A 23,084-nucleotide genomic window follows, 5' to 3' on the forward strand; every position below is an offset into this window, starting at 1 on the left:
CACCAGGGCGCGGGGGCGCGGGTGCCGGCGCGGGGTGGTGGCAGCAGGGGAACTTTCCTCCCACCCGTGACAGGAAGGTTCCCCTGCTGCCACCCGACACACCCACCAGGCCATTGACTGTGACAGCGTTGGTGTCACATCCTCGGTGCACACCTGCCGCAACGAGGAGGCACGCCAGCCATGTCCGAGGCGTTCGTCTACGACGCGATCCGCACCCCGCGCGGGCGCGGCAAGAAAACCGGGTCCTTGCACGGGACCAAACCGATCAGCCTGGTCGTCGGCCTCATCGACGAGCTCCGGCGCCGCCATCCCGAACTCGACCCGGAGCTGATCGACGACGTGGTGCTCGGCGTGGTCTCCCCGGTGGGCGACCAGGGCGGCGACATCGCCAAGACCGCGGCGCTGGCCGCCGGGCTCCCGGAGACGGTCAGCGGCGTGCAGCTCAACCGGTTCTGCGCTTCGGGCCTGGAGGCGGTGAACACCGCCGCGCAGAAGGTCCGCTCCGGCTGGGAGGACGCGGTGCTGGCCGGGGGCGTGGAGTCCATGTCGCGGGTGCAGATCGGGTCCGACGGCGGGGCGTGGGCGATGGATCCGGAGACGAACCTGGCGACCTCCTTCGTGCCGCAGGGCATCGGTGCCGACCTGATCGCGACGCTGGAGGGCTTCGACCGCGGCACCGTCGACGCCTACGCCGCCGAGTCCCAGTCCCGGGCGGACAAGGCGTGGGCCGATGAGCGCTTCGCCCGGTCGGTCGTCCCGGTGCGCGACCGCACCGGGCGCACCGTGCTGGACCGCGACGAGCACATCCGCGCGGGCACCAGCGCCGAGTCCCTCGGCGGGTTGAAGCCGTCGTTCGCGGAGATGGGCGAGGCGGGCGGCTTCGACGCGGTGGCGCTGCAGAAGTACCACTGGGTCGAGCGGATCGACCACGTGCACACGGCGGGCAACTCCTCCGGCATCGTCGACGGCGCCGCGCTCGCCCTGATCGGCAGCGCCGAGCTGGAGACGCGCACCGGGCTGCGCCCGCGGGCGCGGATCGTCTCCGCCGCGCTCAGCGGCGCCGACCCGACGATCATGCTCACCGGCCCGGGACCCGCGGTGCGCAAGGCGCTGGACAAGGCGAGCATGACGATCGGCCAGATCGACCTGGTCGAGATCAACGAGGCGTTCGCGGCGGTCCCGCTGAAGTTCATGAAGGACTTCGACGTCCCGCACGACCGGGTCAACGTCAACGGCGGCGCGATCGCGATGGGGCACCCGCTGGGCGCCACCGGGGCGATGATCCTCGGCACCCTCATCGACGAATTGGACCGGCGGAACCAGCGCTACGGCCTGGCGACCTTGTGCATCGGCGGCGGCATGGGCATCGCGACCGTCGTCGAACGGATCGGCTGAAGGACGGGACGGACATGAGCGAGCAGAACACCATCCGCTGGGACTCCGACGCCGACGGCATCGTCGTGCTGACCCTGGACGACCCGCAGCAGCAGGCCAACACGATGAACGAGCGCTACCTGCGCTCGATGGACGCGGTGCTGGAGCGGCTGCGCGCCGAGCGGGAGCGGGTCACCGGCGTCGTCCTCACCTCGGCCAAGAAGACCTTCTTCGCCGGTGGTGACCTCCGCGAGCTGGTCCGGGCCCGCCCGGAGGGCGCCGAGCAGGTCGCCGGCAGCGTCGGTACCGCCAAGCGCCAGCTCCGCGAGCTGGAGACCCTCGGCGTCCCGGTGGTCGCCGCGCTCGGCGGCACGGCGCTGGGCGGCGGGCTGGAGATCGCGCTGGCCTGCCACCACCGCATCGCCGCCGACCTGCCGGGCACCCGCTTCGGCTTCCCCGAGGTCTCCCTCGGCCTGCTGCCCGGCGGTGGCGGGGTCGTGCGCAGCGTCCGGCTGCTCGGCATCGCCGAGGCGCTGCTGAACCTGCTGCTGCAGGGCCAGCAGGTGCGCCCGGGCAAGGCGCGCGAGCTGGGCATCGTCGATGCCCTGGTGGACGGTCCGGAGGAGCTGCTGCCCGCCGCGAAGGAGTGGATCAAGGCCAATCCGGACGCGGCCCAGCCGTGGGACCGCCCGAAGCACCGCATCCCCGGCGGCACTCCCGCCGACCCGAAGTTCGCGGCGAACCTCCCGGCGTTCCCGGCCAACCTCCGCAAGCAGCTCAAGGGCGCTCCGCTGCCCGCTCCCCAGCACATCCTGTGCGCGGCGGTCGAAGGGGCCCAGGTGGACTTCGACACCGCGCTGGAGATCGAGGGCCGCTACTTCCTGGACCTGGTGTGCGGGCAGACGTCGAAGAACATGAGCAAGGCGTTCTTCTTCGACCTGCAGCACGTCAACTCCGGTGGCAGCAGGCCCGACGGCGAGCCGGAGAACCCGGCGCGCAAGGTCGCGGTGCTCGGCGGCGGGATGATGGGCGCGGGCATCGCCTACGTGTGCGCCAAGGCGGGCATGGAGGTCGTGCTCAAGGACGTCTCGCTCGCCGCGGCCGAGCAGGGCAAGGCGTACTCGGCGGGCCTGCAGGACAAGGCCATCGCCAAGGGCAGGTCCACCGAGGACAAGCGGGACGCGCTGCTGGCCCGGATCACCCCGACCGACCAGGTGGAGCCGGTGCGCGGGTGCGACCTGGTGATCGAGGCGGTGCCCGAGGACCCGGCGGTCAAGCACCGGGTCTACGCGGAGGTGCAGGACCTGCTCGCCGACGGTGCGCTGATCGCCTCCAACACCTCGACGCTGCCGATCACCGAACTCGCCGAGGGCGTCGCCCGACCGGCGGAGTTCATCGGACTGCACTTCTTCTCCCCGGTGGACAAGATGCCGCTGGTCGAGATCATCCGCGGCGAGCGGACCGGCGACCGGGCGCTGGCCACGGCGTTCGACGTGGTGCGCCAGATCGGCAAGACGCCGATCGTGGTCAACGACAGCCGGGGCTTCTTCACCAGCCGGGTGATCGGCACCTTCCTCAACGAAGGGGTGGCGATGCTCGCCGAGGGCGTCCACCCGGCCTCGATCGAGCAGGCCTCGGCCCAGGCGGGCTACCCGGCGCCGGTGCTGCAGCTGTTCGACGAGCTGACCCTGACCCTGCCGCGCAAGATCCGCGACGAGACCCGGCGCGCGGTGGAGGCCGCGGGCGGCACCTTCGCCCCGCACCCCGCCGACGCCGTGCTGGACCGGATGGTCGAGGAGTTCGGCCGCGCGGGGCGCTCCAGCGGTGCCGGTTTCTACGAGTACGGCGAGGACGGCGGGCGCACCCGGTTGTGGCCCGACTTGGCGGAGCACTTCAGCACCGGCGATCCGTCCGCTGTGGACATCACCGAGCTGGCCGAGCGGATGCTGTTCGTCGAGGCGCTGGAAACGGTGAAGTGCTTCGACGAAGGCGTGCTGACCTCGGTGCCGGACGCCAACGTGGGCTCGATCCTCGGGATCGGTTTCCCGCCGTGGACCGGGGGAGTCGTGCAGTACGTCAACGGCTATCCCGGCGGGCTCGCGGGATTCGTGGCGCGCGCCAGGGAACTCGCCGCCCGGCACGGCGAGCGCTTCGAGCCGCCTGCCTCGCTGGTGGCGACCGCGGCGGCGGGCGGGACGCTCGACGCCGGTGAACCCGACGCCGAGATCGTCGCGGCCACCGCCGCACCGGCGCGGGACGCGGCGACCACCGCGGCCTGACGAGCGGAGGCGCCGGAACCCCCTGGGCTCCGGCGCCTCCGCCTGCCGACCAGCTCAGTCGACGTGCGCGTGGTCCACGATCGGCGAGTTGTTGCAGTCGGGGACCTGCGCGGAAGCGACCGGCACGATGACGCCGATGAGGGCGGCGATGTTGTTGCCGCAGGCGTTGATCGGCACCGCGTTGATGTTGTTGTCGTTCACGGCGTTGATGCCGTCGTTGCCGATGCTGTCGGCGAAAGCGGGGGACGCAACCGCCAGCAGGCTGGCCGCACCCGCGGCGACGCCGGCAATCCGTGCAGTGGTACGCACTGTGTTCTCCTTCGTGGAAGCGATCTTGCGCGCCAGAGTCTGGCCGACGCGCGTTGATCGCGTCGAATTCTTCCGGGCGTTTTCCGGGGATTTCCCACGATGGTGTGAAGTGTCCGTTGTGGACTCCATCGCCCCCGTCGGGACCATCCGGCGTCCACGGTCCGGAGCTCGTCGAGCGCGGTGCGACCGCGCCTCCGGACGTCTCCGCCGGGCGTGTCCTTCGCGCTTCCATCGGGAGCTGCCGGGGAGGCCTTGAGGAGGTTCCCGCCGAAGTCGCCCGGAGGGGTGACGGCCGCCGATTTCTCGCCGAACTTCAGGCGCCGGTGCCGAGGCTCGGCAGCAGCAGCGACATGAGGTGCTCGGTGGCCTGCCGCGCGGTGACCTCGGGGCGCCGCTCGCGCCACAGGGCCAGCCGCTCGCAGGCGCCGATGATCGACTCGGCGTAGGCCTCCAGCCGCACCTCGTCGAGGTCCGGGCGGGCGCCGCGCAGCAGTTCCGCGGTGAACCCGATCTGCTGCAGCCGGATGGACTCCAGCTCCGAGCTCACCGAGGAGACCGGCACGGCGGCCTCGTTGCGCAGCAGCGCCCACGCCTGGGCGTGGTCGTCGCTGAACCGGAAGAAGGCGAGCAGGCAGTCGTGCAGCAGGCCTTCCGGGCCGTTCGCGCCCGCCGCCGCGGTCGTGGTCGTGTCGAACAGTTCCTGCTTGGCGCGGTGCAGGCACGCCATCAGCAGGCCGTCCTTGGAGCCGAAGTACTCGTAGAGCATCGGTTTGGACAGCCCGACGCGGTGGGCGATGTCGTCCATCGAGGCGGCTTGGTAGCCCTCGTCGGCGAAGACCTGCTCGGCCACCGCGAGGATCTGCCGCTCGCGCTCGGCGCGGGACCGGCGCTTGCGGGGCGGGGCGGTGGGGGCGGGGCGAGCGGTCACGACAACACCCTACCGCAGGTAACTTACTCGTAGTAGGCTACTGCGCGGTAGTGCTGATCGCGCCCCCGGCGGAGGAGGTCCGAATGGTGCAGGAGCAGGCTCGGGAGCAGCGGGGCGAACGCGCCTCGGTGGTCATCGTGGGCACCGGGTTCTCCGGGCTGGGGATGGCGATCCGGCTCAAGCAGGCCGGGATCCACGACTTCCTGGTGCTGGAGAAGTCCGGCGGCCTCGGCGGGACCTGGCGGGACAACACCTACCCGGGGTGCGCCTGCGACGTCCCCTCGCTGATGTACTCCTTCTCCTTCGAGCAGAACCCGGCCTGGTCGCGGCTGTTCGCCGAGCAGCACGAGATCTCCGACTACCTGCGGCACTGCGCCGACAAGTACCGGATCCACGAGCACATCCGCTACGGCACCGAATTCACCGGCGCCGAGTTCGACGAGGACAGCGCCACCTGGCGGATCAGCACCGCCGACGGCACCGAGTACGTGGCCCGCGCCCTGGTCTCCGGCCTCGGCGCGCTGCACATCCCGAGCTACCCCGAGATCACCGGGCTCGACTCGTTCCAGGGCGAGGTCTTCCACTCCGCGCAGTGGAACCACGACTACGACCTCACCGGCAAGCGGGTCGCCGTGATCGGCACCGGGGCCAGCGCCATCCAGTTCGTGCCGCGGATCGCCGAGCAGGTCGAGCGGCTGCACCTGTTCCAGCGCACGCCCCCGTGGATCCAGCCCAAGCCCGACCGCGCCGTGCCCGAGCGGGTCCGCCGGTGGTTCCGCCGCGTCCCCGGCCTGCAGCGGTTGGCCCGCGCCGGGGTCTACTGGCTGCTCGAAGCGCGGTTCCTCGCGGTGTTCAGCCAGCGGCTGCGCCCGTGGTCCGAGCGGCTGTCCAAGCAGTACCTGCGCTCGGTGGTCAAGGACCCGGAGCTGCGCGCGGCCCTCACCCCCGACTACGCCATCGGGTGCAAGCGCATCCTGCTGTCCAGCGACTACTACCCGGCGCTGAACCGGGACAACGTCGACCTCATCACCAGCGGCGTCCACGAGGTCCGGGAACGTTCGGTGGTCACCGGTGACGGCGCGGAGCACCCGGTCGACGCGATCGTCTTCGGCACCGGCTTCCACGTCACCGACGCCTTCGACCACCTCGACATCGTCGGGCGCGAGGGGCGCAAGCTGCAGGACGCCTGGCGCGACGGGATGGAGGCCTACCTCGGCATCACCGTGTCCGGCTTCCCCAACCTGTTCTTCCTGCTCGGGCCCAACACCGGGCTCGGCCACAACTCCGTGGTGTTCATGATCGAATCGCAGATCAACTACGTGCTGAGCTGCCTGCGCCCGATCTGCCGCGACGCCATCGACCACCTCGACGTCCGCCAGCAGGTGCAGGACGACTTCAACCGCGAGATCCAGGGCAAGCTCACCGGGGAGGTGTGGAGCCAGGGCGGTTGCCGGAGCTGGTACCTCGACGAGAACGGGATCAACCGCACCGTCTGGCCCGGCGGCACCTGGCGGTACTGGCTGCGCACCCGCAAGGCCGACCCCGCCGACTACGAGATCGTCGCCCGCGGACGCCGTTGAGCCGTCGCACGGGCGTTCGATAGGGTGGCGCGGTCACTGTCGAGCAATCCGGCGCGACGCCGCCGGTCTCCCTGAGCAGGTGCCGATGTCCAAGGCCCGCGCCCTGTCCTCCGAGGAACTGGGCGACCTCCGCGAGCAGCTGGCCTCCGGTGCGACGCCCGTGGTGTGGTTCACCGCCTCGGCCGTGGGCGTGCCCGAAGGCCGTTCCGGAAAGGTGATCGCCCTCGGTGAACCGGCCGAGGGCGATTTCATCCAGGTCCGGCCCGCCGGCTCCAAGGACGTGCTGTCCTTCTCCGCCGCCGAGGTCACCCTGGTCAAGCCCGCCCGCAAACCCGCCAAACCGCGCGGCCAGACGCCCGCGGCCACCCCGGTCGACGAGCCGCGCTACGAACCCGCGCCGCCACCGGAACCGGTCGAGGCCGCCCCGCCCGCCGCCGAGCAGCCCCGCCCGGCGGCCCGCCGCAGCAAACCCCGCCCGCCCGCCGGCGCGTCCGTGGTGCTCACCGCCGATCAGGAAGGGCAGTGGAGCGTCGAGGTCACCACCGGCAAGAAGCGGGTCGTGCGGCCGACCTCCGTGCCCGCCTCCGCCGTCGCGCAAGCCGCCAAGGCGCTGCACGACGACGTCTCCGCCGCCGTCGAGCCGATGATCGAAGCCGCCCGCGAGCAGCAGCGCGCCCGCGTCGAGCAGCTCCGCGAAGAGCTCGACGCCGCACAGGCGGCCTTGGCCGAGCTCACGGAGTGACAGCAGGGGAACCTTCCTGTCACGGATGGCAGCAGGGGAACCTTCCTCTCACCGATGACAGGAAGGTTCCCCTGCTCGCACCTCACTCGATGTCGGTCGCGGTGCGCAGGACCTGGTCGCCGCGCTGGGTGGGCGGGATCTGGTCGTAGCGGGCCGGGTCGAGGTGGTTCACCTGGCCGCTGGCGACGGACGACAGGATGCCGTCGAGCCCGATGTAGACGGCGCGGGTCAGCATCTCCCGGTGCTGCTCACCGAGGGTCTGGGTCTGGCCGCGCACCTCGAACAGCACCGCGCCGCTGCCGTTGAGCTGGAACGAGCCGAGCCCGGTCCCGGGCAGGTTCACGTCCTGCGGGTACAGCGTGATGTTGCCGAAGTCGGGGTTGCGGTTGGCGGCCGACTGCAGCGCGTTGTACGCGGCGACGTTGAGCTGCTTGGAGTACTCGGGCCGGTAGGTGTCGGCGAACTCGGCGAACGCCGCGCCCTGGGGCGTCGAGGGGTCGGCCACGAACTTGCCGGACAGGCTCAGGGTGACGAACCGGTCGGTGCCGGGCACGGTGTAGCAGGCGCCCTGGTGGTGCAGGTCGACGTAGGTGTCGACGGTGCCGAACTCCGCGCGCAGCGCGCGGTACACGTCGCGCACGGTGCGGGTCTCGGGGCTCAGGTACCAGCCGGGCCGGTCGCTGGCACCGGGGAAGTCGGCGCGCTGCGGCCGGTAGTCGAGGTCGGGGTGGTAGTCGCGGTTGATGTCGAAACCGGGCCGCTGCGAGTAGTCGTCGCCCTGCCGGGAGCCGGTGTAGTAGTTCCAGGGCTCCGGGGCGCCCCGGAGCTGCGGGAATTCCTGCTGGACCTGCTCCCAGGTCAGGTCGTTGCCGCGTCGGTCCAGCTCCCCGGCATCGGGGTTGATCTTCGGCATCGCGACGACGGTGAGCTCCGAGCGGATCTGCCGCGCCTTGGCGCTCTCGGAGGTGCCGAGGAATTCGAGGACGTCCATCGCGGCGTCCGGGCCGGTCTTCTCGTTGCCGTGGATCTCGGCGGTGATCAGCACCACCTTGGGTCCGGTGCCCACGCGCGCGGACATGATCTCGCGCCCGCGGTGGGACCGGCCGACCTCGCGGACCGACACCCGGCCGTCGCTGATCCGCTCGATCCGGTCGAGCTCGACGAGCATCTCGTCGTGGCTGGTGAATTCGGTGACCGAGTTCTCCCGCGGTTCCTCGCTGCACGGCGGGGGTGCGGCGGGAGCCGGTGAGCTGGTGGCCGCGGCGGGGGTGACCGCGCAGCCGAGGACGGCGGTTGCCAGGGCCCAGGCTTGCCAGCGTCGCATCTGCAACTCCTCGTTGTCCGATTCGTGCGCCCCAGCCAAACCGATCTTCCGGAGCCCCACAATCGGCCAGCGGGTGAACCTTGGTCAGGCTGTATGAAGGACGGGTGGGTTCCGAAACTGCTCCGCCGCTGTGGCGCCACCGGTCTTTCCTGCTGCTGCTGATCGCGACGTTCGGCGGCTTCGCCGGTTACGTGCTGCTGCTGCCGGTGGTGCCGCTGTGGGCGGTCCTCGGGGGCGCGGGCGAGATCGCGGCCGGGGCGATGAACGCGGTGTTCATGCTGGTCACCGTGCTGGTGCAGCTCGGGATGCCGTGGCTGCTGTCGCGGATCGACCACCGCGTCGCGCTCGGCCTCGGCACCGCGCTGATCGGTGCCCCGACCCCGCTGTACGCGCTGTCCGGCGAGCTGTGGCTGCTGCTGGGCGTGTCCGGGCTGCGCGGCATCGGTTTCGGCCTGCTCACCGTGGCGGGCAGCGCGATGGTCGCGGAGCTGTTCCCGCCGCAGCGGCGCGGTCGGGCGGCCGGTGCCTACGGGCTCGCCGTCGGGCTGCCGAACTTCGTGCTGCTGCCGGTCGGGGTGTGGTTCGCCCAGACGATCGGGTTCGCGCCGCTGTTCTGGATCGCCGGGGTGGCGCCGCTGCTGGCCACCGCCGCCGTGCTCGGCATCGCCCCGGTGCGGGCCCGCCGGACGTCGGGGCGCCGCGCGTTCCCGGTGGTGCTGCTGCCGTCGTGGCTGGTGATGACCGCCTCGTCGATCGCAGCGGGCGGTCTGCTGGCGTTCCTGCCGCTGGCGGTCGGCGCGGTGTCCCCGCTGGCGCTCATGGCCTTCGGCGGCTGCTCGCTGCTCGGCCGGTTCGCCGCGGGGCAGTGGGCGGACCGGCGAGGTGCGGCCGCCGCGCTGACCCCGGCGCTGTGCTGCACCGGAGCCGGGGCGCTGCTGCTGAGCGTCGCGTCGTGGGGACCGGAGGCGCTGGCGGTGCTGGGGGCCGCCGCCTTCGGGCTGGGCTTCGGCGCGGTGCAGAACTCCACGCTGGTGATGATGTTCGAGCGGGCCGCGTCCGGACCGGCCAGCACCGCGTGGAACATCGCCTTCGACGCGGGCAACGGGCTGGGCTCGGTCGGGTTCGGCCTGGTCATCACCTGGTCCGGCTATCCGGGGGCGTTCGCCGCGGCCGCCGTCCTGGTGCTGCTGTGCACGCCGTTGGCGCTGGGGTCCGCGCGCCGACCGGTACCGGACGGATCGGACGCACCCGAGCGGACCCGGGAGGGCACCACCTAGACTCGGGAACGTGAAACGCAGTCTGCTGACCCCGCGCTGGCTGCTCCTGCACGCGCTGTTCGTCGTGGCCTTCATCGCGACGTGCTTCCTCGCGGTGTGGCAGTGGGAGCGCGCGCACGACGCGGGCGGCAGCTTCCAGAACCTCGGCTACGCGCTGCAGTGGCCGCTGTTCGGGGTGTTCACCCTCTTCCTGTGGGTCCGCATGGCGCGGATGACGCTGCACGACGAGGCCGAGGCCGCCGCGGGGCAGGCCGAGGACACCGCCGGGCAGGAACCGGCCGAGGAGCCGGAAAGGGCGGCCCGGGCCGGGCGCCCGCGGCCGCTGGTGCCGCCGCAGGCCCCGCCGGTCGATCCCGACGAGGATCCGGAGCTCGCCGCCTACAACCGCTACCTCGCCGAGCTCAACGAGGCCGAAGGCCGTTAGTGGAAGGTGATCCCGCCGGAGACGTCGCGGGCGTTGATCACCTTCTCGGCGTTGCCGTTGAGCACGTTGACCACCGAGCTGTCCCCGGCCGTGATCGTGTCGCCCTCGCGGATCACCCGCACGAGCTCGGCGCCCTCGGTGTTGAGCTGCTCGGCGAACTCCGCGTCGGCTCCGGCCGCGCGGTCCAGCCGCTCGGCCAACGCGGTGATCTGCGGCTGTTCCGCCTCGGGCTCCTCGGCGGCCTCCAGCGCGGCCAGCATCTCGGGGTCGTCGTCGGACTTGCGCCGCACCAGGGTCCGCACCTTCTTCAACGCGGCGGCTCCCGCCGTGCCGAGAGCGGTCGCGACCTGGCCGGCGAGTGCGGCGGCCAGCGCATCGAAGAACGGGTCGGTCATCTCTCCTCCGCAGTGATCGGTGGCCACCAAGTGTAGTGATCCCGCTGCCCGCGGTCGGCGTTCTCGGCCCGGTTGGGCCGATCGGCTCACGATCGCCGGGGACGGGCGGTGTGATATCAACGAAGTGGACAGCGATGCGCCCCCGCAGGCGTGATCGGTCGGCGGACGGGGTGGTCGCCGCGAGCCGCGGGGTTGAGGTCGGATCACGTGAATCGTTGACGATTGGGGCAGGCGTGCGCAGCGGCGTGCTGTTGAAGATGTTCGGGCTGTGCGTCTTGGCCGGCGTGCTCGTGGCGTGCTTGATGCTGCCCGCGGCGACCGGGGCCGGCGCGATGGTCAACCAGACCACCGATGCCATGTCCAGGATGTCCAGCTCCCTGGCCAAGCGGGAGATGCCGCAGGTCTCCACGGTGACCGACCGGGCGGGCGAACCGATCGCCTACTTCTTCGACCACTACCGCGTCGAGACCCCGCCGGGGCAGATCTCCGAGACCATGAAGGCGGCGATCACCGCCGTCGAGGACAAGCGGTTCTGGGACCACGGCGGGGTCGACTGGCACGGCACCATGCGCGCGCTGGCCACCAACATCACCACGGGTGAGACCGCCCAGGGCGCGTCCACGCTCACCCAGCAGTACGTGAAGAACTACCTCGTCCACGTGGCGAACCGGAACGACCCGGTCGAAGCGGAGAAGGCGCAGGAGACGACCATCGCGCGCAAGCTGCGCGAGGCCAAGATCGCCGTCGAGCTCGAACGGACCATGACCAAGGAGGAGATCCTCACCGGATACCTCAACGTGGTGCCGTTCGGCAACCAGACCTTCGGCGTCGGCGCCGCCGCCCAGACCTACTTCGGCACCACGCCGGACAAGCTCACCGTCGCCCAGTCGGCGCTGCTCGCCGCCATCGTCAACGCCCCCGGCTCGCTGAACCCCAACAGCAACCCCGAGGACGCGATCCAGCGGCGCAACCTGGTGATCGACCTGATGACCGATCCCACCAACGCCCTCAACATCACCGAGGAGGCCGCCGAAGCCGCCAAGCAGGAGCCGCTCGGCGTGCTCACCCCGCTCGGCCGGCCGCCGAACGGCTGCGTCGGACTCGGCGACGGCATGACCGACGGCTTCTTCTGCCGCTACGTCTCCGACTACCTGGAGCGCGTCGGCATCGACGAGGAAGAACTGCGCACCGGCGGCTACACCATCCGCACCACCCTCGACCGCAAGGCCTCGGACGCCGCCAAGCAGGCCGCCCAGCAGCAGGTGCCGACCCAGACCGACGGCATCGCCAACGTGATGGCCGCCGTCGAGCCGGGTCAGGACAAGCACAAGGTGCGCGCCCTGGTCGCCAACCGGGACTTCGGCAACGACGCCTCGAAGGGCCAACGCGCCTACGACATCGTCAGCGGCGTGCAGAAGTTCGGCGCGGGCTCGGTGTTCAAGACCTTCACCGCGGCCGCCGCGATCGAACAGGGGATGAGCATCCACGACATCGTCCAGGTGCCTCCCACCTACACCTCGCAGGTGTACAAGAACGGCGGCGCGCCCTACACCGTCGGCAACGCCGAAGGCTCCCAACCCGGGCCCCGGACGCTCCAGGAAGCCCTCGCCACCTCGCCCAACACCGCCTTCGTCGCACTGCAGGAACGCGTCGGCCTGGACAACGTGGTGAACATGGCCAGCAAGCTCGGGCTGCGGCAGACGCTCAACGGGGTCGACCGCAGAGGGGATCCGATCGACCAGGACGATCCGGAATCCGTCTCGCTCGGCGACTACGTCAAGAACAACCAGATCGGCGCCTTCACCCTCGGCTACTCGCCGGTGAGCGTGCTCGAACTGTCCAACGTCGCGGCCACCATCATGAGCCAGGGCATGTACTGCCCGCCCACGCCGCTGGAGGAGATCCGGGACCGCCACGGCAACCCCGTCGACGTCAACGAGGCGCCCTGCGAGCAGGTCGTCGCCCCGCACGTCGCCAACGCGCTGGCCGTCGGCCTCAGCCGCGACCACGAGCCCGGTGGCACCGCCCACGCCGCGGCCGCCGCCGCCGGCTGGAACCGCCCCATGCTGGGCAAGACCGGGACCACCCAGGCCCACCAGTCCGCGGCGTTCCTCGCCGCCACGCCGCAGCTCGCGGGCGCGGTGCTCACCTACGCCGACGGCAACCGGCCGGAGGGCATCTGCGACGGCGGTGGCGAGGCACCGCCGTACCTGTGCGGGTCCAACGGCAACATCTACGGCGGCAAGGTGCCCGCGCGCACCTGGTTCGACGCGATGAAGGTGATCCACGAGGGATGGCCGACCGTCCCGCTGCCCCCGGCGTGAGCCTCCTGCGGGCGGGGTGACAGCAGGGGAACTTTCCTCTCACCGAACGGGCCGGTGCTCCGCGGAGCACCGGCCCGTTCTCGTGTCCGCCCGCGCTGTGGGTGGCAGCAGGGGAACCTTCCTGTCACCGGTGGCAGCAGGGGAACTTTCCTGTCACGACTGGCCGGTGAGCGGCAGGGCTGGGTGTACCGGCGGTAGAGCGCGGCAGCAGGGGAACCTTTCTGTCACGGGTGACAGCAGGGGAACCTTCCTCTCACCCGCGACAGGCATCCCGCCTAACGTCGACTGCGCCGACGCACCCCCTGCGAAATGCCCGATTCATCCGTGTCCAGCCGGACCGGGAGCTTGTTGACCATCGTCAGCACGAGGATGAGCAGGCCCAGCACGATCCACCCGCTCCAGCCGAGCAACCCCTCGGAGATCCCGGTGATCGGGTGGCCCGCGGCGCCGAAGACGATCGGCAGGGCCGCCGAGGCGTTGACGAATCCGTGCGCGATGGCCGCGGGCCACACGCTCTCGGAAGCCAACCGGAGCCAGCCGAGCAGCACCCCGAGCAACGTGCAGTAGCCGACCATCATCAGCACCGCCGCCACGACCGGCGCGGTCGGGTAGTTGTACCCGAGCACGAGCAGCGGCGCGTGCCACAGCCCCCACAGCACCCCGGTGGTCACGAACATGCCCGGCTGGCCGAGCGGCAACAAAGCGCGCGACAGGTATCCGCGCCAGCCCCACTCCGCGCCAAACGCGGGGATGACGTTGAGCCACCCGAACAGGAACAGCTTGCCGATCTCGGCCATCGCCAACGAGGCCGGGGACGTGGTCTCGGCTTCACCGACGACCACCTGCTGCTGCTGGGCGAGGCCGGAGAAGCCGGTCCAGTCGGCCTGGTACACGCCGAGCAGGCTGCCGACCAGCAGCGCCAGCACCATCGCCACCGGAGCGCCCAGCCACGCCAGCAAGCCGTAGCGCCACCACCGCCGGACCCCACCGTCGTTGGTCACACCCCCGTACCGCAGCGGTCGAGGGCGGGGACTGATCCACTTGTCCACCACGTAGGCGGCGACCGCGGGCATGAACATCATGAGCACCAGCACCACCGGTGACCACACCCACGTGAGGCCCTGACCGGTCAACCACAACGGCAAGGTCAGCAGCCAGGCGGGGGCGTAGGCGATGGCGACGAAGCTCACGACGCCGCGGACGTCGACCCTGTCCTGATCTGTGCGCACGGCGGCATTTTGCCAACCGATGCTGAGCGTGCGCTGAGCGTCACCGTGAAAGCATGAGGCCATGTCGACAAGCCTGTTGCCCTCCACGCAGCGCGCCTTGCTCCGCCGGTTGGCCGTGGAGCAGAGCGAGAACCGGATCCCGTCGCTGATCGCCGGTTTGGTCCGCGACGGCGAGACGCTTTGGGTGGACAGCCGCGGTGCGGTCGGCGGGATGCGACCCACCACCGACACCCAGTACCGGATCGGCTCGATCACCAAGAGCTTCGTGGGGGCGCTGGTGATGCGGCTGCGCGACGAGGGCCGCCTCGACCTCGCGGACCGGCTCGACGAGCACGTTCCCGGCACCGCGGTCGGCAACCGCAGCATCGGGGAGCTCCTGGCGCATTCCAGTGGCCTGAGCGCGGAGCCCGCGGGCCCGTGGTGGGAGCGCGCGCCGGGACGCCCGGCTGAGGAGTTCCTCGCCCGGATCGACCAGGACGCGGTCCGGCCCGCCCCCCGGCACACGTTCCACTACTCCAACACGGGCTTCGGCGTCCTCGGCGAGCTCGTCGCCCGGCATCGCGGTCGCCCCTGGTACGAGGTGCTGCAGACCGAGGTCCTCGACCCGCTGGACCTCAACCGGACCACCACCGGACCGGTCGCTCCGCACGCCGACGGCTACGCCGTGCACCCGTGGGCCGACGTGGTGCTGCCCGAACCCGCCGAGGACGCGGTCGCGATGGCACCCGCCGGCCAGCTCTGGTCGACCTTCGACGACCTCGTGCGCTGGACGAAGTTCGTCGGCGGAGACACGGGGGAGGTGCTGCACCCCGACACCGTCGCCGAGATGCGCGCCCCGGGCGCTGTCGACGACGGCGCGGTGTGGCGGGCCGGTTACGGGCTGGGTTTCCAGCTCGTGCGGCACGGCGGGCGGCGGCTGGCCGGGCACACCGGGTCGATGCCCGGGTTCCTCGCGACGGTGTGGTCCGACCCGGCGGAGCAGTCCGGCGTGATCTTCATGGCCAACACCACCGCGGGCGTCGGGCCCTTGGCCACCGACCTGCTCGACCTGCTCGAGGAGCACGAGCCGCGGATCCCGGCGGAGTGGGCGCCGAGCCCGGACGTCGATCTCGCGCTGCTCGACCTCACCGGCCAGTGGTATTGGGGTCCGAGCGCCTACGTGCTGCGGGTGCAGCCCGATGGCCTGCTCGACCTCCGGCCCATGCAGGGGCGCGGGCGCGCGTCGCGGTTCCGCGCCAACCCGGATGGCACCTGGACCGGGCTGGACGGCTACTACTCCGGTGAGACGTTGCGCGTCGGGCGCGATGCCGCGGGCGTCGCCACGCACCTGGACCTCAACACGTTCATCTTCACCCGCACGCCCTACGACCCCCAGGCGCCCGTCCCGGGCGGCGTGAGCCCCTGGCGCCCGGCATCGTGAGGTGCGAGCAGGGGAACCTTCCTGTCACCTGTGACAGGAAGGTTCCCCTGCTGCCACCCGCCACCGAACCCCGGAGGAGGCCGGAGGCATGGTCGACGACCTGCGCGTGAACCACCGCTGGACGGTCCCCGGCAACGAACTCTCCGAACGCTTCTCGCGTTCGTCGGGGCCGGGCGGCCAAGGTGTCAACACCACCGACTCCCGCGTCGAACTGTCCTTCGACCTCGCCCGCACCGAGTCGCTCCCGGAATCGCTCCGGCAACGCGCCCTGCAGCGGCTCCACCACCGGCTCATCGACGGCGTCCTCACCCTCGCCGCCTCGCAACAACGGGCCCAGCTCGCGAACCGCCAGGAGGCACGGGACCGCATGGCGGCGCTGCTCCGCGACGCCGTCGCGGCCCCACCGCCGAAGCGACGGCGCACCAAACCCACCAGGGGATCCCAGCAGCGCCGACTCGACGCGAAGAAGCGGCGCTCCGAGATCAAACGCCGCCGCCGCGACCCGGGTGACGGCTGAGCACGCGAAATCCCGCAGCGGGATTAGCCTCGGAAGAGGTGTCGAACAGGAAGGACCACGGCATGCGGACGGCGTGGGTGTTGCCCGGTGGATCGACGTTCGGCGCGATCCAGGCAGGCCTCGTGGGGGCGTTGTTCGAAGCGGGGATCGAACCGGACGTGCTGGTCGGAACGTCGGTCGGGTCGCTCAACGCGGCGTGGTTGGCGGGTGACCCGTCCCACGACGGTGCCGCGTCGCTGCGCTCGGTCTGGCTGTCGATGCGGCGCAACCACGTCTTCCCGATCCAGCCGTCCCGGATCCTGGCGGGCAAGCTCGGCCTGTCCAACCACGTGATGAGCAACCACGGCCTGGCGAAGTGGCTGCACGGGAAGCTGCCGTTCCGGCGGCTCGACGAAGCCCGGGTCCCGCTGACCGTCGCCACCACCGACCTGGACACCGGGGACCCGGTGTACTTCGACAGCGGCCCGGCCCTGCCGCCGCTGGTCGCGTCCTGCTCGATCCCGGGCATGTTCCCACCGGTGCGCATCGGGCAGCGCTGGCTCGTCGACGGCGGTCCCGCGGCGTTCATGCCGGTCAGCCGCGCCGTGGAGCAGGGGGCCGAGCGGGTGTTCGTGCTGCCGTGCGGAGGCACCGAACCGTTCGAGGCGCCGAAGCCGCGGCGGGGCATCGGCGCCATCGCCACCTGGCCGACACCGGCGACTCCGCCGCGCTCGGTCGGCGGGGTCAACGGGGCGGCGCTCGGTGCCGCGATGGCGGCCACCGCACGGCTCGACCTGCAGCTCAACGCCCAGCGCTGCGAGCTCTACGTCCTCCCGGCGCCCTCGGTGATCGGCCTCTCGCCTTACACCTTCGAGCACGCCGCCGCGCTGATCGACGCCTCGTCCGAGATTGCCCGGGCGTGGTTGCCGGGGGCTCGCCCAGTGCCGACCGGGCCCGTTGACATCGGTGGCCGCCCCGACCCGAGCGGCGAATTCGGGGTGGAGGCCGCCGCGCGCTGAGCGCTCACCCACGCCCCGGGGCGGCCACCTCTTCGACGGCGAGCCGCTCCGGCGGGGTGTCCGCCGGGCGCCAGAGGCTCACAGCGACGTTGACGGCGATGTTCACCACGAGGCCGAGCAGCCCCGCGTTGATCCCGTACCACGGATCGTTGCCGGTCAGCACCAGCGCCGCGACGACAACCACACCGCTGGCCAGCCCGGCTGCTGCCGCCGAGGTCGACATCCGCTTCCACAGCAGGCTCAGCAGCACGACCGGGAGCAACTGGGCCAAGCCCTGGTAGGACAGCACCGAGAGCTGCACCAGCGTGCTCGGCGAGATGAAGGTGAACAGCAGCGCCACCAAGCCCACCAAGAAGGTCACGAGCTGCGACAACCGCTTCTGCCGAGGAGCGGTGCGCGGGTGCGCCCCCAGGATCGACCGTCCCCACATCGTGCCGATGACCAGCATGAACACCGCCATCGGCACGATCGACGAAAGCGCTCCCGCCACGCCGACCAGACCGACCAGCCAGGCGGGCATGGAGTCGACCACCAGCTCGAACATCGCGAGGTTCGAATTCGTCAGGCCCGGCACCACGAAGATCGCCGCGAGTCCGAGCAGGATCGGGACGAACAGCAACACCTGGTAGAACGGCATGATCAAGGCGTTGCGGCGCAGCACACCCGGGCTCCGGGCACCGAGATAGCCCGCCACCGTCGTCGGGAAGATCGTGTAGACCACCCCGTTGAGCAGCCCGGTGGTGGCAAACCACATCAGACCCAGCGACTCGTCGCCCTGGCCGGGCAGCACGAGCCATTCGGGGCGCTCGGTGACGAGCCGGTCCAGCATCGGCCCCAGACCGCCGAAGTAGTGCACCGGGACGTAGACGAAGACGATCAGCAGCGTGATGATGACCAAGCTGTCCTTCAGGATCGAGACCCACGCGCTGCCGCGCAGGCCCGACAGGATGATGAAGGCCTCCGTCACCACGAACGCGATGAGGTAGCCCACGCCCAGGCTGATCGTGCCGTAGCTGATCGTGGAGACCACGACGCCCATCCCGGTGATCTGCAACTGGATGTACGGCAGCAGGAACACCGTGGTCAGCACGGCCACCACCGCGCCGAGCAGCGGGGAATCGAAGCGGTGCGAAGTGATGTCGGTGATGTTGTGCAGGTGGTTGCGGTGGGCGTAGTGCCACAGGATCGGCCCGACCAGGTAGCCGACCGCGAACCCGATCGCGAGGTAGGCGATCAGGTAGAACACCGGCATCCCGTAGTCGTACGACCAGCCGGCGGCGCCGAGGTAGCTGAAGCTCGTGTACGTCTCCCCGGCCATCAGCACGAAGATCAGCACGATGCCCAAGCTCCGGCCGCCGACCGACCACTCGGCGAGGTTCGCCCGGTCCCGGCCGCGCAGCGACAGCAGTCCCAGCGCCACCGCGGCGAGCAGGAAGACGGCGAGGATGCCGACCGAGATCGCTGCGTCGGTGTTCATTCCGCGTCACCCTTCGCGCGTTCGCGGTCGGCGATCCACAGGGGATCCTTGCGCGCGGCCAGCCAGATGAACCCGGGCGTGAGCAGCGTCGCGAGCAGCGTCCAGAACATGAAGAACGGCAGCCCGAGGATGACCGGCTCGATGCGGTTGTACAGCGGCAGCGCCACGACGTAGAGCACCACCGGGCCCAGCAGCCACCACAACGACCTGCGATTTCGGAACACGTCACCCCTCCCGCTCCGGGCTGGCAGCAGGGGAACCTTCCTCTCACCGCTGACAGGAAGGTTCCCCTGCTGCCAAACGCCTCAGTCTCCTGCACCCCCGCCGATCGCTCAGACCCGGTCGCCCTTCGACCACACCAGGCGGCCACCGACCCACGTCTGCCGGACCTCGATGTCGGCCAGCCGGTGACCATCGACGGCCAGCGGATCGTCGTCGAGCACGACGAAATCGGCGAGGCAACCCGGCGAGAGCCGTCCCTTGACGTCGGCTTCGCCGGAAGCCTGCGCCGATCCGGTGGTGTAGAGCCCGAGAGCTTCGACCGCCGTGATCCGCTGCGCGGCACCGAGGACCTGCCCGGTCGTCCGGCCCGAGGTCGACTCCCTCGTCACGGTGCTCCTGAGCGCGGTCAGCGGCTCGAACGGTCCGCACGGGTAGTCGCTGGACCCAGCCACCGCGATGCCGGCGTCGAGCAAGCTGCGGTGCGCGAACATGCGGCCCAGTCGCTGCTCGCCGTAGTAGTCGAGCAGCTTGTCCCCGTGGAAGGCGACGTAGCTGCCGAAGGGCACCGCGATGGCGCCCAACGCCCGCATCCGGCGGAGGATCTCGTCGTCGATCATGCTGCAGTGCTCGATCCGGTGCGCCGTGCGGTGCTCCGGATGTGCTTCGCGCGCCTTCTCCAGCGCGTCCAGCACGAGCTTGATCGCGCGATCGCCGTTGGCGTGGATCGCCAGGCGACTGCCTGCCGCGTGCACCGCGCGCGCCAGGTCGTCGAGCTCCGCGCTGGTCAGCGTCTGGATCCCGTGGTCCTGCGTTCCTTCGAACGGTTCCTCGACGAGGCAGGTCCCGCCGGCGACGGCACCGTCCGCGAACGCCTTGATGCCACCGATGCGCAGCCAGTGATCGCCGTACCCGGTGCGCAGCCCGATCGCGTGGAAGGCATCCACGTGCGGATAGGTCAGCAGCGCGTTGACCCGCACCGTCAGCTCACCGCGGTCGCGGGCCGACTGCAGCAGTGCGAGCTCCGAAGGCCCGACCATGGCATCGCCGACGCTGGTGATGCCGACGGCGTTGAGCGTGCGCATGACGGCGCCGAGGTGCTCACGCCCCGTGCCGATGTCCAGAGGGGGTACGACCGGTTCCGCGCGGGACAGCGACGGGTATGCCATGTCGAACAACGCCTGCTCATGCACCACACCGGTCAAGCGGCCCGCGGCATCGCGCGTGAGTTCGCCACCAGGTGGGGACTCACTGCTGTCGGACAGTCCTGCGGCCGCCAAGCCGGCCGAATTGAGCACACCCCAGTGCGCACCGATGTTGATGACCAGGATCGGTGCGGTGCCGCTCACCTCGTCGAGGTCCGCTCGGCTCAACGGAACCCCGCCGGTGGACCTGCCGTGGTCGTAACGGGTGCCGATGACCCAGCCCCCAGCGTCGACCTCGGCGGCACGCTCGCGCAGCGCCGACAAGAGCTCAGCCCGGGAGCGCGCACCGGAGAGGTCCGCACCGCGCCGGTTCGCCGCGGTCATCGTCGGGTGCTGGTGGGCGTCGTTGAACCCCGGCACGATCGTCGCGGCACCGAAATCGACCAGCTCCGCTTCCGGGAACCGTTCGCGCGCGTCCGCGAGTTCGCCGGCCGCGACGACGCGATCGCCGACGATCGTCAAGGCGGGTTCGGCCGCTGCCAGGCGCACACCGCCTCGTTCCATCGTCACGATCGTGCTCGCGGTGACCAGGATCGGTCGTGGTGCGCTCGTCACAGCACCTCCCAGCGTTGGCCGTTCTGGGCATCGTGCCTCGCTGACGCAGCGAAGACCAGACCTCCGGCTCAGCCGGCCCGCGCTCGGTCGCCCGTGGAGCCGGGTCCGTAGGCCACCACGTCCGGGCGTGCTCGTGCGGCTGCGGAACCGTGCGCTCGGCGAATCTCCTCGAGCACCGCTTCCGGTTCCGCGCGAAGTCGTCTCGGCAGCACCTGCACCGCCGACACCCCGTGCGTGCTGTACCGGTTGTTGCGCCGCAACGTCATCGCGTAGTCGCTCTTGGAGAAGTGGAATTGCACTGAATCGATCTCCACGGCCAAACCCACATCGTCGAACCACGCGTCCGGGCAGGCGATGAACTCACCGGTACCGCTGAACAGGCGGATGTTCCATTGCGGTTCGGGAAGGCCGGAACGCTGCAGCAGTTCGTGCGCACGGAATTCCGGTAGCGACCGGATGTCCGCGGTGATGGAGCGCAGCACCTTGCGAGGCATTCGAGTCCCGCGGCGGCACCCGCGCTCCATCTCCTCGGTGAGCCGATCCGGGTGGCAGCTCCGGGTGTGTTGGACCGCTTCCACGATGAGTTCCTCGGTCACCGCCCGCGGCTGCCAGGTCCGTGCCGCGTCCATCACGGCGCGTGTCAACGGGGCGACCGGGATCGTTTCGACGATCACTGGATCGGGGAGCCGTTTGGTGCGTTCGAACCGGAATCCCGGGTAGTTCTGCAACTTCTTGCCGTGCGGGACCAGCACGTGCACGTCGGCGTCATCCGGCGGCATCTTCAAGCCGTGGAGCTTCGCCGCGCGAAATCCCGTGATCAGGGCCCGGGGCCCGGCACGCAGCAGTGCTGCCTGTATCAGGTCGTCGGCCGTCGGTGGTCCTGACTCGACGAGCACGATCCCGGGCAGTAAGCGCGTCCAGGGCCCACCCGGCTGTGCCCGGCGGTACGACGTGCTTTGCGAGACCCCGAGCTGCTCGAGTTCGGTGACGCGGAAGACCCGGCGACTGGCGACGGCGGCGATCAACGCCGTGCGGTGCGTATCCATGCCAAAAATCTGGCACGCGATGCTCCGGGAGGGCGTTCCAACATTCGTCGGCGAGTCCGACAGCGTGTCGGTCCTTCGCGTGGACAGACGGTGCGAGCAGGGGAATCTCGCTCCCACCGGTGGGAGGAAAGTTCCCATGCTGACGCGACATTCCACCGAGACGTGTTCTCGCCGGTGAAGTGACAGCAGGGCCACTTTCCTCTCACCGCTGACAGGAAGGTTCCCCTGCTGCCACTACGCCGTACGCCGGACCCACCACTGCATGGCGTACTCGACCAGCTTGATCAGCGTTTCCTTCGTCGAATCCCGGTCGCGGGCATCGCACGTCACGATCGGTACGTCCGGGGAGATGGCGACGGCCTCCCGGATCTCCTCCACGCGGTGCAGCAGGGTGTTGTCGAAACAATTCACCCCGACGATGTACGGCAGTTTGCGGTCCTCGAAGAAGTCGATGGCCGAGAAGCAGTCCGCGAGCCTGCGGGTGTCGACGAGCACCACGGCACCGATCGCCCCGCGCACGAGGTCGTCCCACATGAACCAGAAGCGCTGCTGGCCGGGGGTGCCGAAGAGGTAGAGGATCAGGTCGGAGTCCAAGGACAGCCGACCGAAGTCCATCGCAACGGTGGTGGTGTTCTTGTACGGCGTGGCGTTGAGGTCGTCGATGCCGTGGCTGGCCTCGGTCATCACGGCTTCCGTGGTCAGCGGCACGATCTCCGAAACCGAACCGACGAACGTGGTCTTGCCGACGCCGAACCCACCCGCGACGACGATCTTCGCCGACGCCGTGGTCGCGGGAACGGCGGGCAGGTCCGTCCGGGATCGCGTGTCAGGTGTCATATCCGTGCACCTTCAGTGGTCGAGTCGAAGTGGTGGCAACGTTGCGGTTCACAGGCGGCGGAGGCCGCTGAGCACCCGCTCCATCAGCAGCAGGTGGGAGGTGGAGTCGGATTCGCTGACGGTGTCGTGCACCGTGATCAAGCCGAGTTCCGCCAGATCGCCGACCAGCACCCGCGCCACGCCCAGCGGTACGCCGAGCATCGCCGACACCTCCGCGAGGGATTTCGGGTGCGTGCACAGCTCAGCGATCGCATGGTGCTCGGTCCGCTGCAGTCGGGACTGCTGGCCGAGTTCGCTGGTGGAGACCAGGGTCTCCAGCTCCAGGCGCTGGTTGGACCGGGTGCGGCCACCGGTCCAGGCGTAGGGCCTGATCGAGTTGGACTTGATCTCCTCTTGCCCGCTGTCGGTACGGGGAGACGGCTCGTCCTCCGGCCACGAGGCCTCCGGTTCGGAGGGCTGCTGGCTGGTTTCCTCGTCAGGAGGGGAACCATCCTTGCGCTTGCGTCGGCGTCGACGGCCGCTGTCGAGCGTGAAGCGATTGAAGACCTCCGCCACGGCGTCGGCTTCGGACGATTCGCGGGCGTCCTGGTGCCCTGCTGGGTCCGGACCTGTGCTCATGACGTCC

Annotated in this window: 21 protein-coding genes; 10 read left to right on the top strand and 11 right to left on the bottom strand. The window is 70.5% G+C overall.

The features are described from left to right. Positions 1-180 precede the first annotated feature (180 nt). Entirely contained in the window at positions 181-1,395 is a 1,215-nt protein-coding gene (locus ABD976_RS25580) for an acetyl-CoA C-acetyltransferase (RefSeq protein ID WP_345367571.1), read from the top strand. Positions 1,396-1,409: 14 nt separating this feature from the next. Then, positions 1,410-3,653, top strand: a complete 2,244-nt coding sequence (locus ABD976_RS25585) for a 3-hydroxyacyl-CoA dehydrogenase NAD-binding domain-containing protein (protein ID WP_345367573.1) — start codon at positions 1,410-1,412, stop codon at positions 3,651-3,653. Between the two features lie 54 nt (positions 3,654-3,707). Here the strand turns inward: ABD976_RS25585 and ABD976_RS25590 are convergent, their stop codons facing one another. Then, positions 3,708-3,962, bottom strand: a complete 255-nt coding sequence (locus ABD976_RS25590; RefSeq protein WP_345367575.1) for a hypothetical protein — start codon at positions 3,960-3,962, stop codon at positions 3,708-3,710. A gap of 313 nt (positions 3,963-4,275) precedes the next feature. Further along, positions 4,276-4,890 carry a TetR/AcrR family transcriptional regulator gene (locus tag ABD976_RS25595; protein ID WP_345367577.1) on the bottom strand — a complete coding sequence of 205 codons (615 nt, stop codon included), beginning with the start codon at positions 4,888-4,890 and terminating at the stop codon, positions 4,276-4,278. Positions 4,891-4,973: 83 nt separating this feature from the next. Between ABD976_RS25595 and ABD976_RS25600 the strand changes: the two genes are divergently transcribed. Further along, positions 4,974-6,470 carry a flavin-containing monooxygenase gene (locus ABD976_RS25600; RefSeq protein WP_345367579.1) on the top strand — a complete coding sequence of 499 codons (1,497 nt, stop codon included), beginning with the start codon at positions 4,974-4,976 and terminating at the stop codon, positions 6,468-6,470. Between the two features lie 85 nt (positions 6,471-6,555). Further along, entirely contained in the window at positions 6,556-7,212 is a 657-nt protein-coding gene (locus ABD976_RS25605) for a DUF6319 family protein (RefSeq protein ID WP_345367581.1), read from the top strand. An 82-nt stretch (positions 7,213-7,294) separates the two neighbouring features. On the opposite strand, the gene ABD976_RS25610 is transcribed toward ABD976_RS25605, so the two are convergent. Beyond that, positions 7,295-8,536, bottom strand: coding sequence for a M14 family zinc carboxypeptidase (locus ABD976_RS25610; RefSeq protein ID WP_345367583.1), 1,242 nt, complete (start codon positions 8,534-8,536; stop codon positions 7,295-7,297). Between the two features lie 104 nt (positions 8,537-8,640). Here ABD976_RS25610 and ABD976_RS25615 point away from each other — a divergent pair, with 104 nt between their 5' ends. Further along, positions 8,641-9,813 (top strand): MFS transporter, encoded by a 1,173-nt coding sequence (locus ABD976_RS25615; RefSeq protein ID WP_345367585.1) that lies wholly within the window; start codon positions 8,641-8,643, stop codon positions 9,811-9,813. A gap of 10 nt (positions 9,814-9,823) precedes the next feature. Continuing rightward, entirely contained in the window at positions 9,824-10,237 is a 414-nt protein-coding gene (locus ABD976_RS25620; RefSeq protein WP_345367586.1) for a hypothetical protein, read from the top strand. Here the strand turns inward: ABD976_RS25620 and ABD976_RS25625 are convergent. Continuing rightward, positions 10,234-10,632: a hypothetical protein gene (locus ABD976_RS25625; RefSeq protein ID WP_345367588.1), complete on the bottom strand. Its 399-nt coding sequence runs from the start codon at positions 10,630-10,632 to the stop codon at positions 10,234-10,236. The two genes, ABD976_RS25620 and ABD976_RS25625, sit on opposite strands and share 4 nt — an antisense overlap. 233 nt (positions 10,633-10,865) lie before the next feature. On the opposite strand from ABD976_RS25625, the gene ABD976_RS25630 reads away from it, so the two are divergent. Beyond that, entirely contained in the window at positions 10,866-12,956 is a 2,091-nt protein-coding gene (locus tag ABD976_RS25630; RefSeq protein ID WP_369774694.1) for a transglycosylase domain-containing protein, read from the top strand. Positions 12,957-13,231: 275 nt separating this feature from the next. Here ABD976_RS25630 and ABD976_RS25635 read toward each other — a convergent pair whose 3' ends face one another. Continuing rightward, positions 13,232-14,185 (bottom strand): CPBP family intramembrane glutamic endopeptidase, encoded by a 954-nt coding sequence (locus ABD976_RS25635; RefSeq protein ID WP_345367590.1) that lies wholly within the window; start codon positions 14,183-14,185, stop codon positions 13,232-13,234. Between the two features lie 61 nt (positions 14,186-14,246). Between ABD976_RS25635 and ABD976_RS25640 the strand changes: the two genes are divergently transcribed. From ABD976_RS25640 to ABD976_RS25650, 3 genes are all read left to right on the top strand, one after another. Beyond that, positions 14,247-15,605, top strand: a complete 1,359-nt coding sequence (locus tag ABD976_RS25640) for a serine hydrolase domain-containing protein (RefSeq protein ID WP_345367592.1) — start codon at positions 14,247-14,249, stop codon at positions 15,603-15,605. Positions 15,606-15,693: 88 nt separating this feature from the next. Beyond that, positions 15,694-16,122, top strand: a complete 429-nt coding sequence (gene arfB / locus ABD976_RS25645) for an alternative ribosome rescue aminoacyl-tRNA hydrolase ArfB (RefSeq protein ID WP_345367594.1) — start codon at positions 15,694-15,696, stop codon at positions 16,120-16,122. 38 nt (positions 16,123-16,160) lie between these two features. Beyond that, positions 16,161-17,120, top strand: a complete 960-nt coding sequence (locus ABD976_RS25650; RefSeq protein ID WP_345367596.1) for a patatin-like phospholipase family protein — start codon at positions 16,161-16,163, stop codon at positions 17,118-17,120. 4 nt (positions 17,121-17,124) lie between these two features. Here the strand turns inward: ABD976_RS25650 and ABD976_RS25655 are convergent, their stop codons facing one another. The 6 genes from ABD976_RS25655 to ABD976_RS25680 form a co-directional block, all read right to left on the bottom strand. Next, positions 17,125-18,597 (bottom strand): sodium:solute symporter family protein, encoded by a 1,473-nt coding sequence (locus ABD976_RS25655; protein WP_345367598.1) that lies wholly within the window; start codon positions 18,595-18,597, stop codon positions 17,125-17,127. Continuing rightward, a complete protein-coding gene (locus tag ABD976_RS25660) occupies positions 18,594-18,821 on the bottom strand; it encodes a DUF3311 domain-containing protein (RefSeq protein WP_345367600.1) in 228 nt (75 codons plus the stop codon). The genes ABD976_RS25655 and ABD976_RS25660 overlap by 4 nt, the downstream gene beginning before the upstream one ends. A 108-nt stretch (positions 18,822-18,929) precedes the next feature. Continuing rightward, on the bottom strand, positions 18,930-20,525 hold the full coding sequence (locus ABD976_RS25665; protein WP_345367602.1) for an amidohydrolase: 1,596 nt from the start codon (positions 20,523-20,525) through the stop codon (positions 18,930-18,932). A 119-nt stretch (positions 20,526-20,644) separates the two neighbouring features. After that, the gene (locus ABD976_RS25670) at positions 20,645-21,622 is read right to left on the bottom strand and encodes a hypothetical protein (RefSeq protein ID WP_345367604.1); all 978 of its coding nucleotides are present in this window, start codon (positions 21,620-21,622) and stop codon (positions 20,645-20,647) included. 234 nt (positions 21,623-21,856) lie between these two features. Continuing rightward, the gene (locus ABD976_RS25675; protein WP_345367606.1) at positions 21,857-22,459 is read right to left on the bottom strand and encodes a GTP-binding protein; all 603 of its coding nucleotides are present in this window, start codon (positions 22,457-22,459) and stop codon (positions 21,857-21,859) included. Between the two features lie 48 nt (positions 22,460-22,507). Beyond that, the gene (locus ABD976_RS25680; RefSeq protein ID WP_345367608.1) at positions 22,508-23,077 is read right to left on the bottom strand and encodes a DUF742 domain-containing protein; all 570 of its coding nucleotides are present in this window, start codon (positions 23,075-23,077) and stop codon (positions 22,508-22,510) included. Between the last annotated feature and the right edge of the window lie 7 nt (positions 23,078-23,084).

It is taken from the genome of Saccharopolyspora cebuensis, assembly GCF_039542665.1.
Classification (GTDB): Bacteria; Actinomycetota; Actinomycetes; order Mycobacteriales; family Pseudonocardiaceae; genus Saccharopolyspora; species Saccharopolyspora cebuensis.

What these genes read in the sequence shown, in the direction of transcription:
- ABD976_RS25600 (WP_345367579.1), top strand. Translation starts at nt 4,974, where the DNA reads ATGGTGCAGGAGCAGGCTCGGGAGCAGCGGGGCGAACGCGCCTCGGTG.
- ABD976_RS25610 (WP_345367583.1), bottom strand. Translation starts at nt 8,536, where the DNA reads ATGCGACGCTGGCAAGCCTGGGCCCTGGCAACCGCCGTCCTCGGCTGC.
- ABD976_RS25680 (WP_345367608.1), bottom strand. Translation starts at nt 23,077, where the DNA reads ATGAGCACAGGTCCGGACCCAGCAGGGCACCAGGACGCCCGCGAATCG.
- ABD976_RS25675 (WP_345367606.1), bottom strand. Translation starts at nt 22,459, where the DNA reads ATGACACCTGACACGCGATCCCGGACGGACCTGCCCGCCGTTCCCGCG.
- ABD976_RS25585 (WP_345367573.1), top strand. Translation starts at nt 1,410, where the DNA reads ATGAGCGAGCAGAACACCATCCGCTGGGACTCCGACGCCGACGGCATC.
- ABD976_RS25655 (WP_345367598.1), bottom strand. Translation starts at nt 18,597, where the DNA reads ATGAACACCGACGCAGCGATCTCGGTCGGCATCCTCGCCGTCTTCCTG.
- ABD976_RS25580 (WP_345367571.1), top strand. Translation starts at nt 181, where the DNA reads ATGTCCGAGGCGTTCGTCTACGACGCGATCCGCACCCCGCGCGGGCGC.
- ABD976_RS25665 (WP_345367602.1), bottom strand. Translation starts at nt 20,525, where the DNA reads ATGGAACGAGGCGGTGTGCGCCTGGCAGCGGCCGAACCCGCCTTGACG.
- arfB (WP_345367594.1), top strand. Translation starts at nt 15,694, where the DNA reads ATGGTCGACGACCTGCGCGTGAACCACCGCTGGACGGTCCCCGGCAAC.
- ABD976_RS25670 (WP_345367604.1), bottom strand. Translation starts at nt 21,622, where the DNA reads ATGGATACGCACCGCACGGCGTTGATCGCCGCCGTCGCCAGTCGCCGG.
- ABD976_RS25625 (WP_345367588.1), bottom strand. Translation starts at nt 10,632, where the DNA reads ATGACCGACCCGTTCTTCGATGCGCTGGCCGCCGCACTCGCCGGCCAG.
- ABD976_RS25605 (WP_345367581.1), top strand. Translation starts at nt 6,556, where the DNA reads ATGTCCAAGGCCCGCGCCCTGTCCTCCGAGGAACTGGGCGACCTCCGC.
- ABD976_RS25640 (WP_345367592.1), top strand. Translation starts at nt 14,247, where the DNA reads ATGTCGACAAGCCTGTTGCCCTCCACGCAGCGCGCCTTGCTCCGCCGG.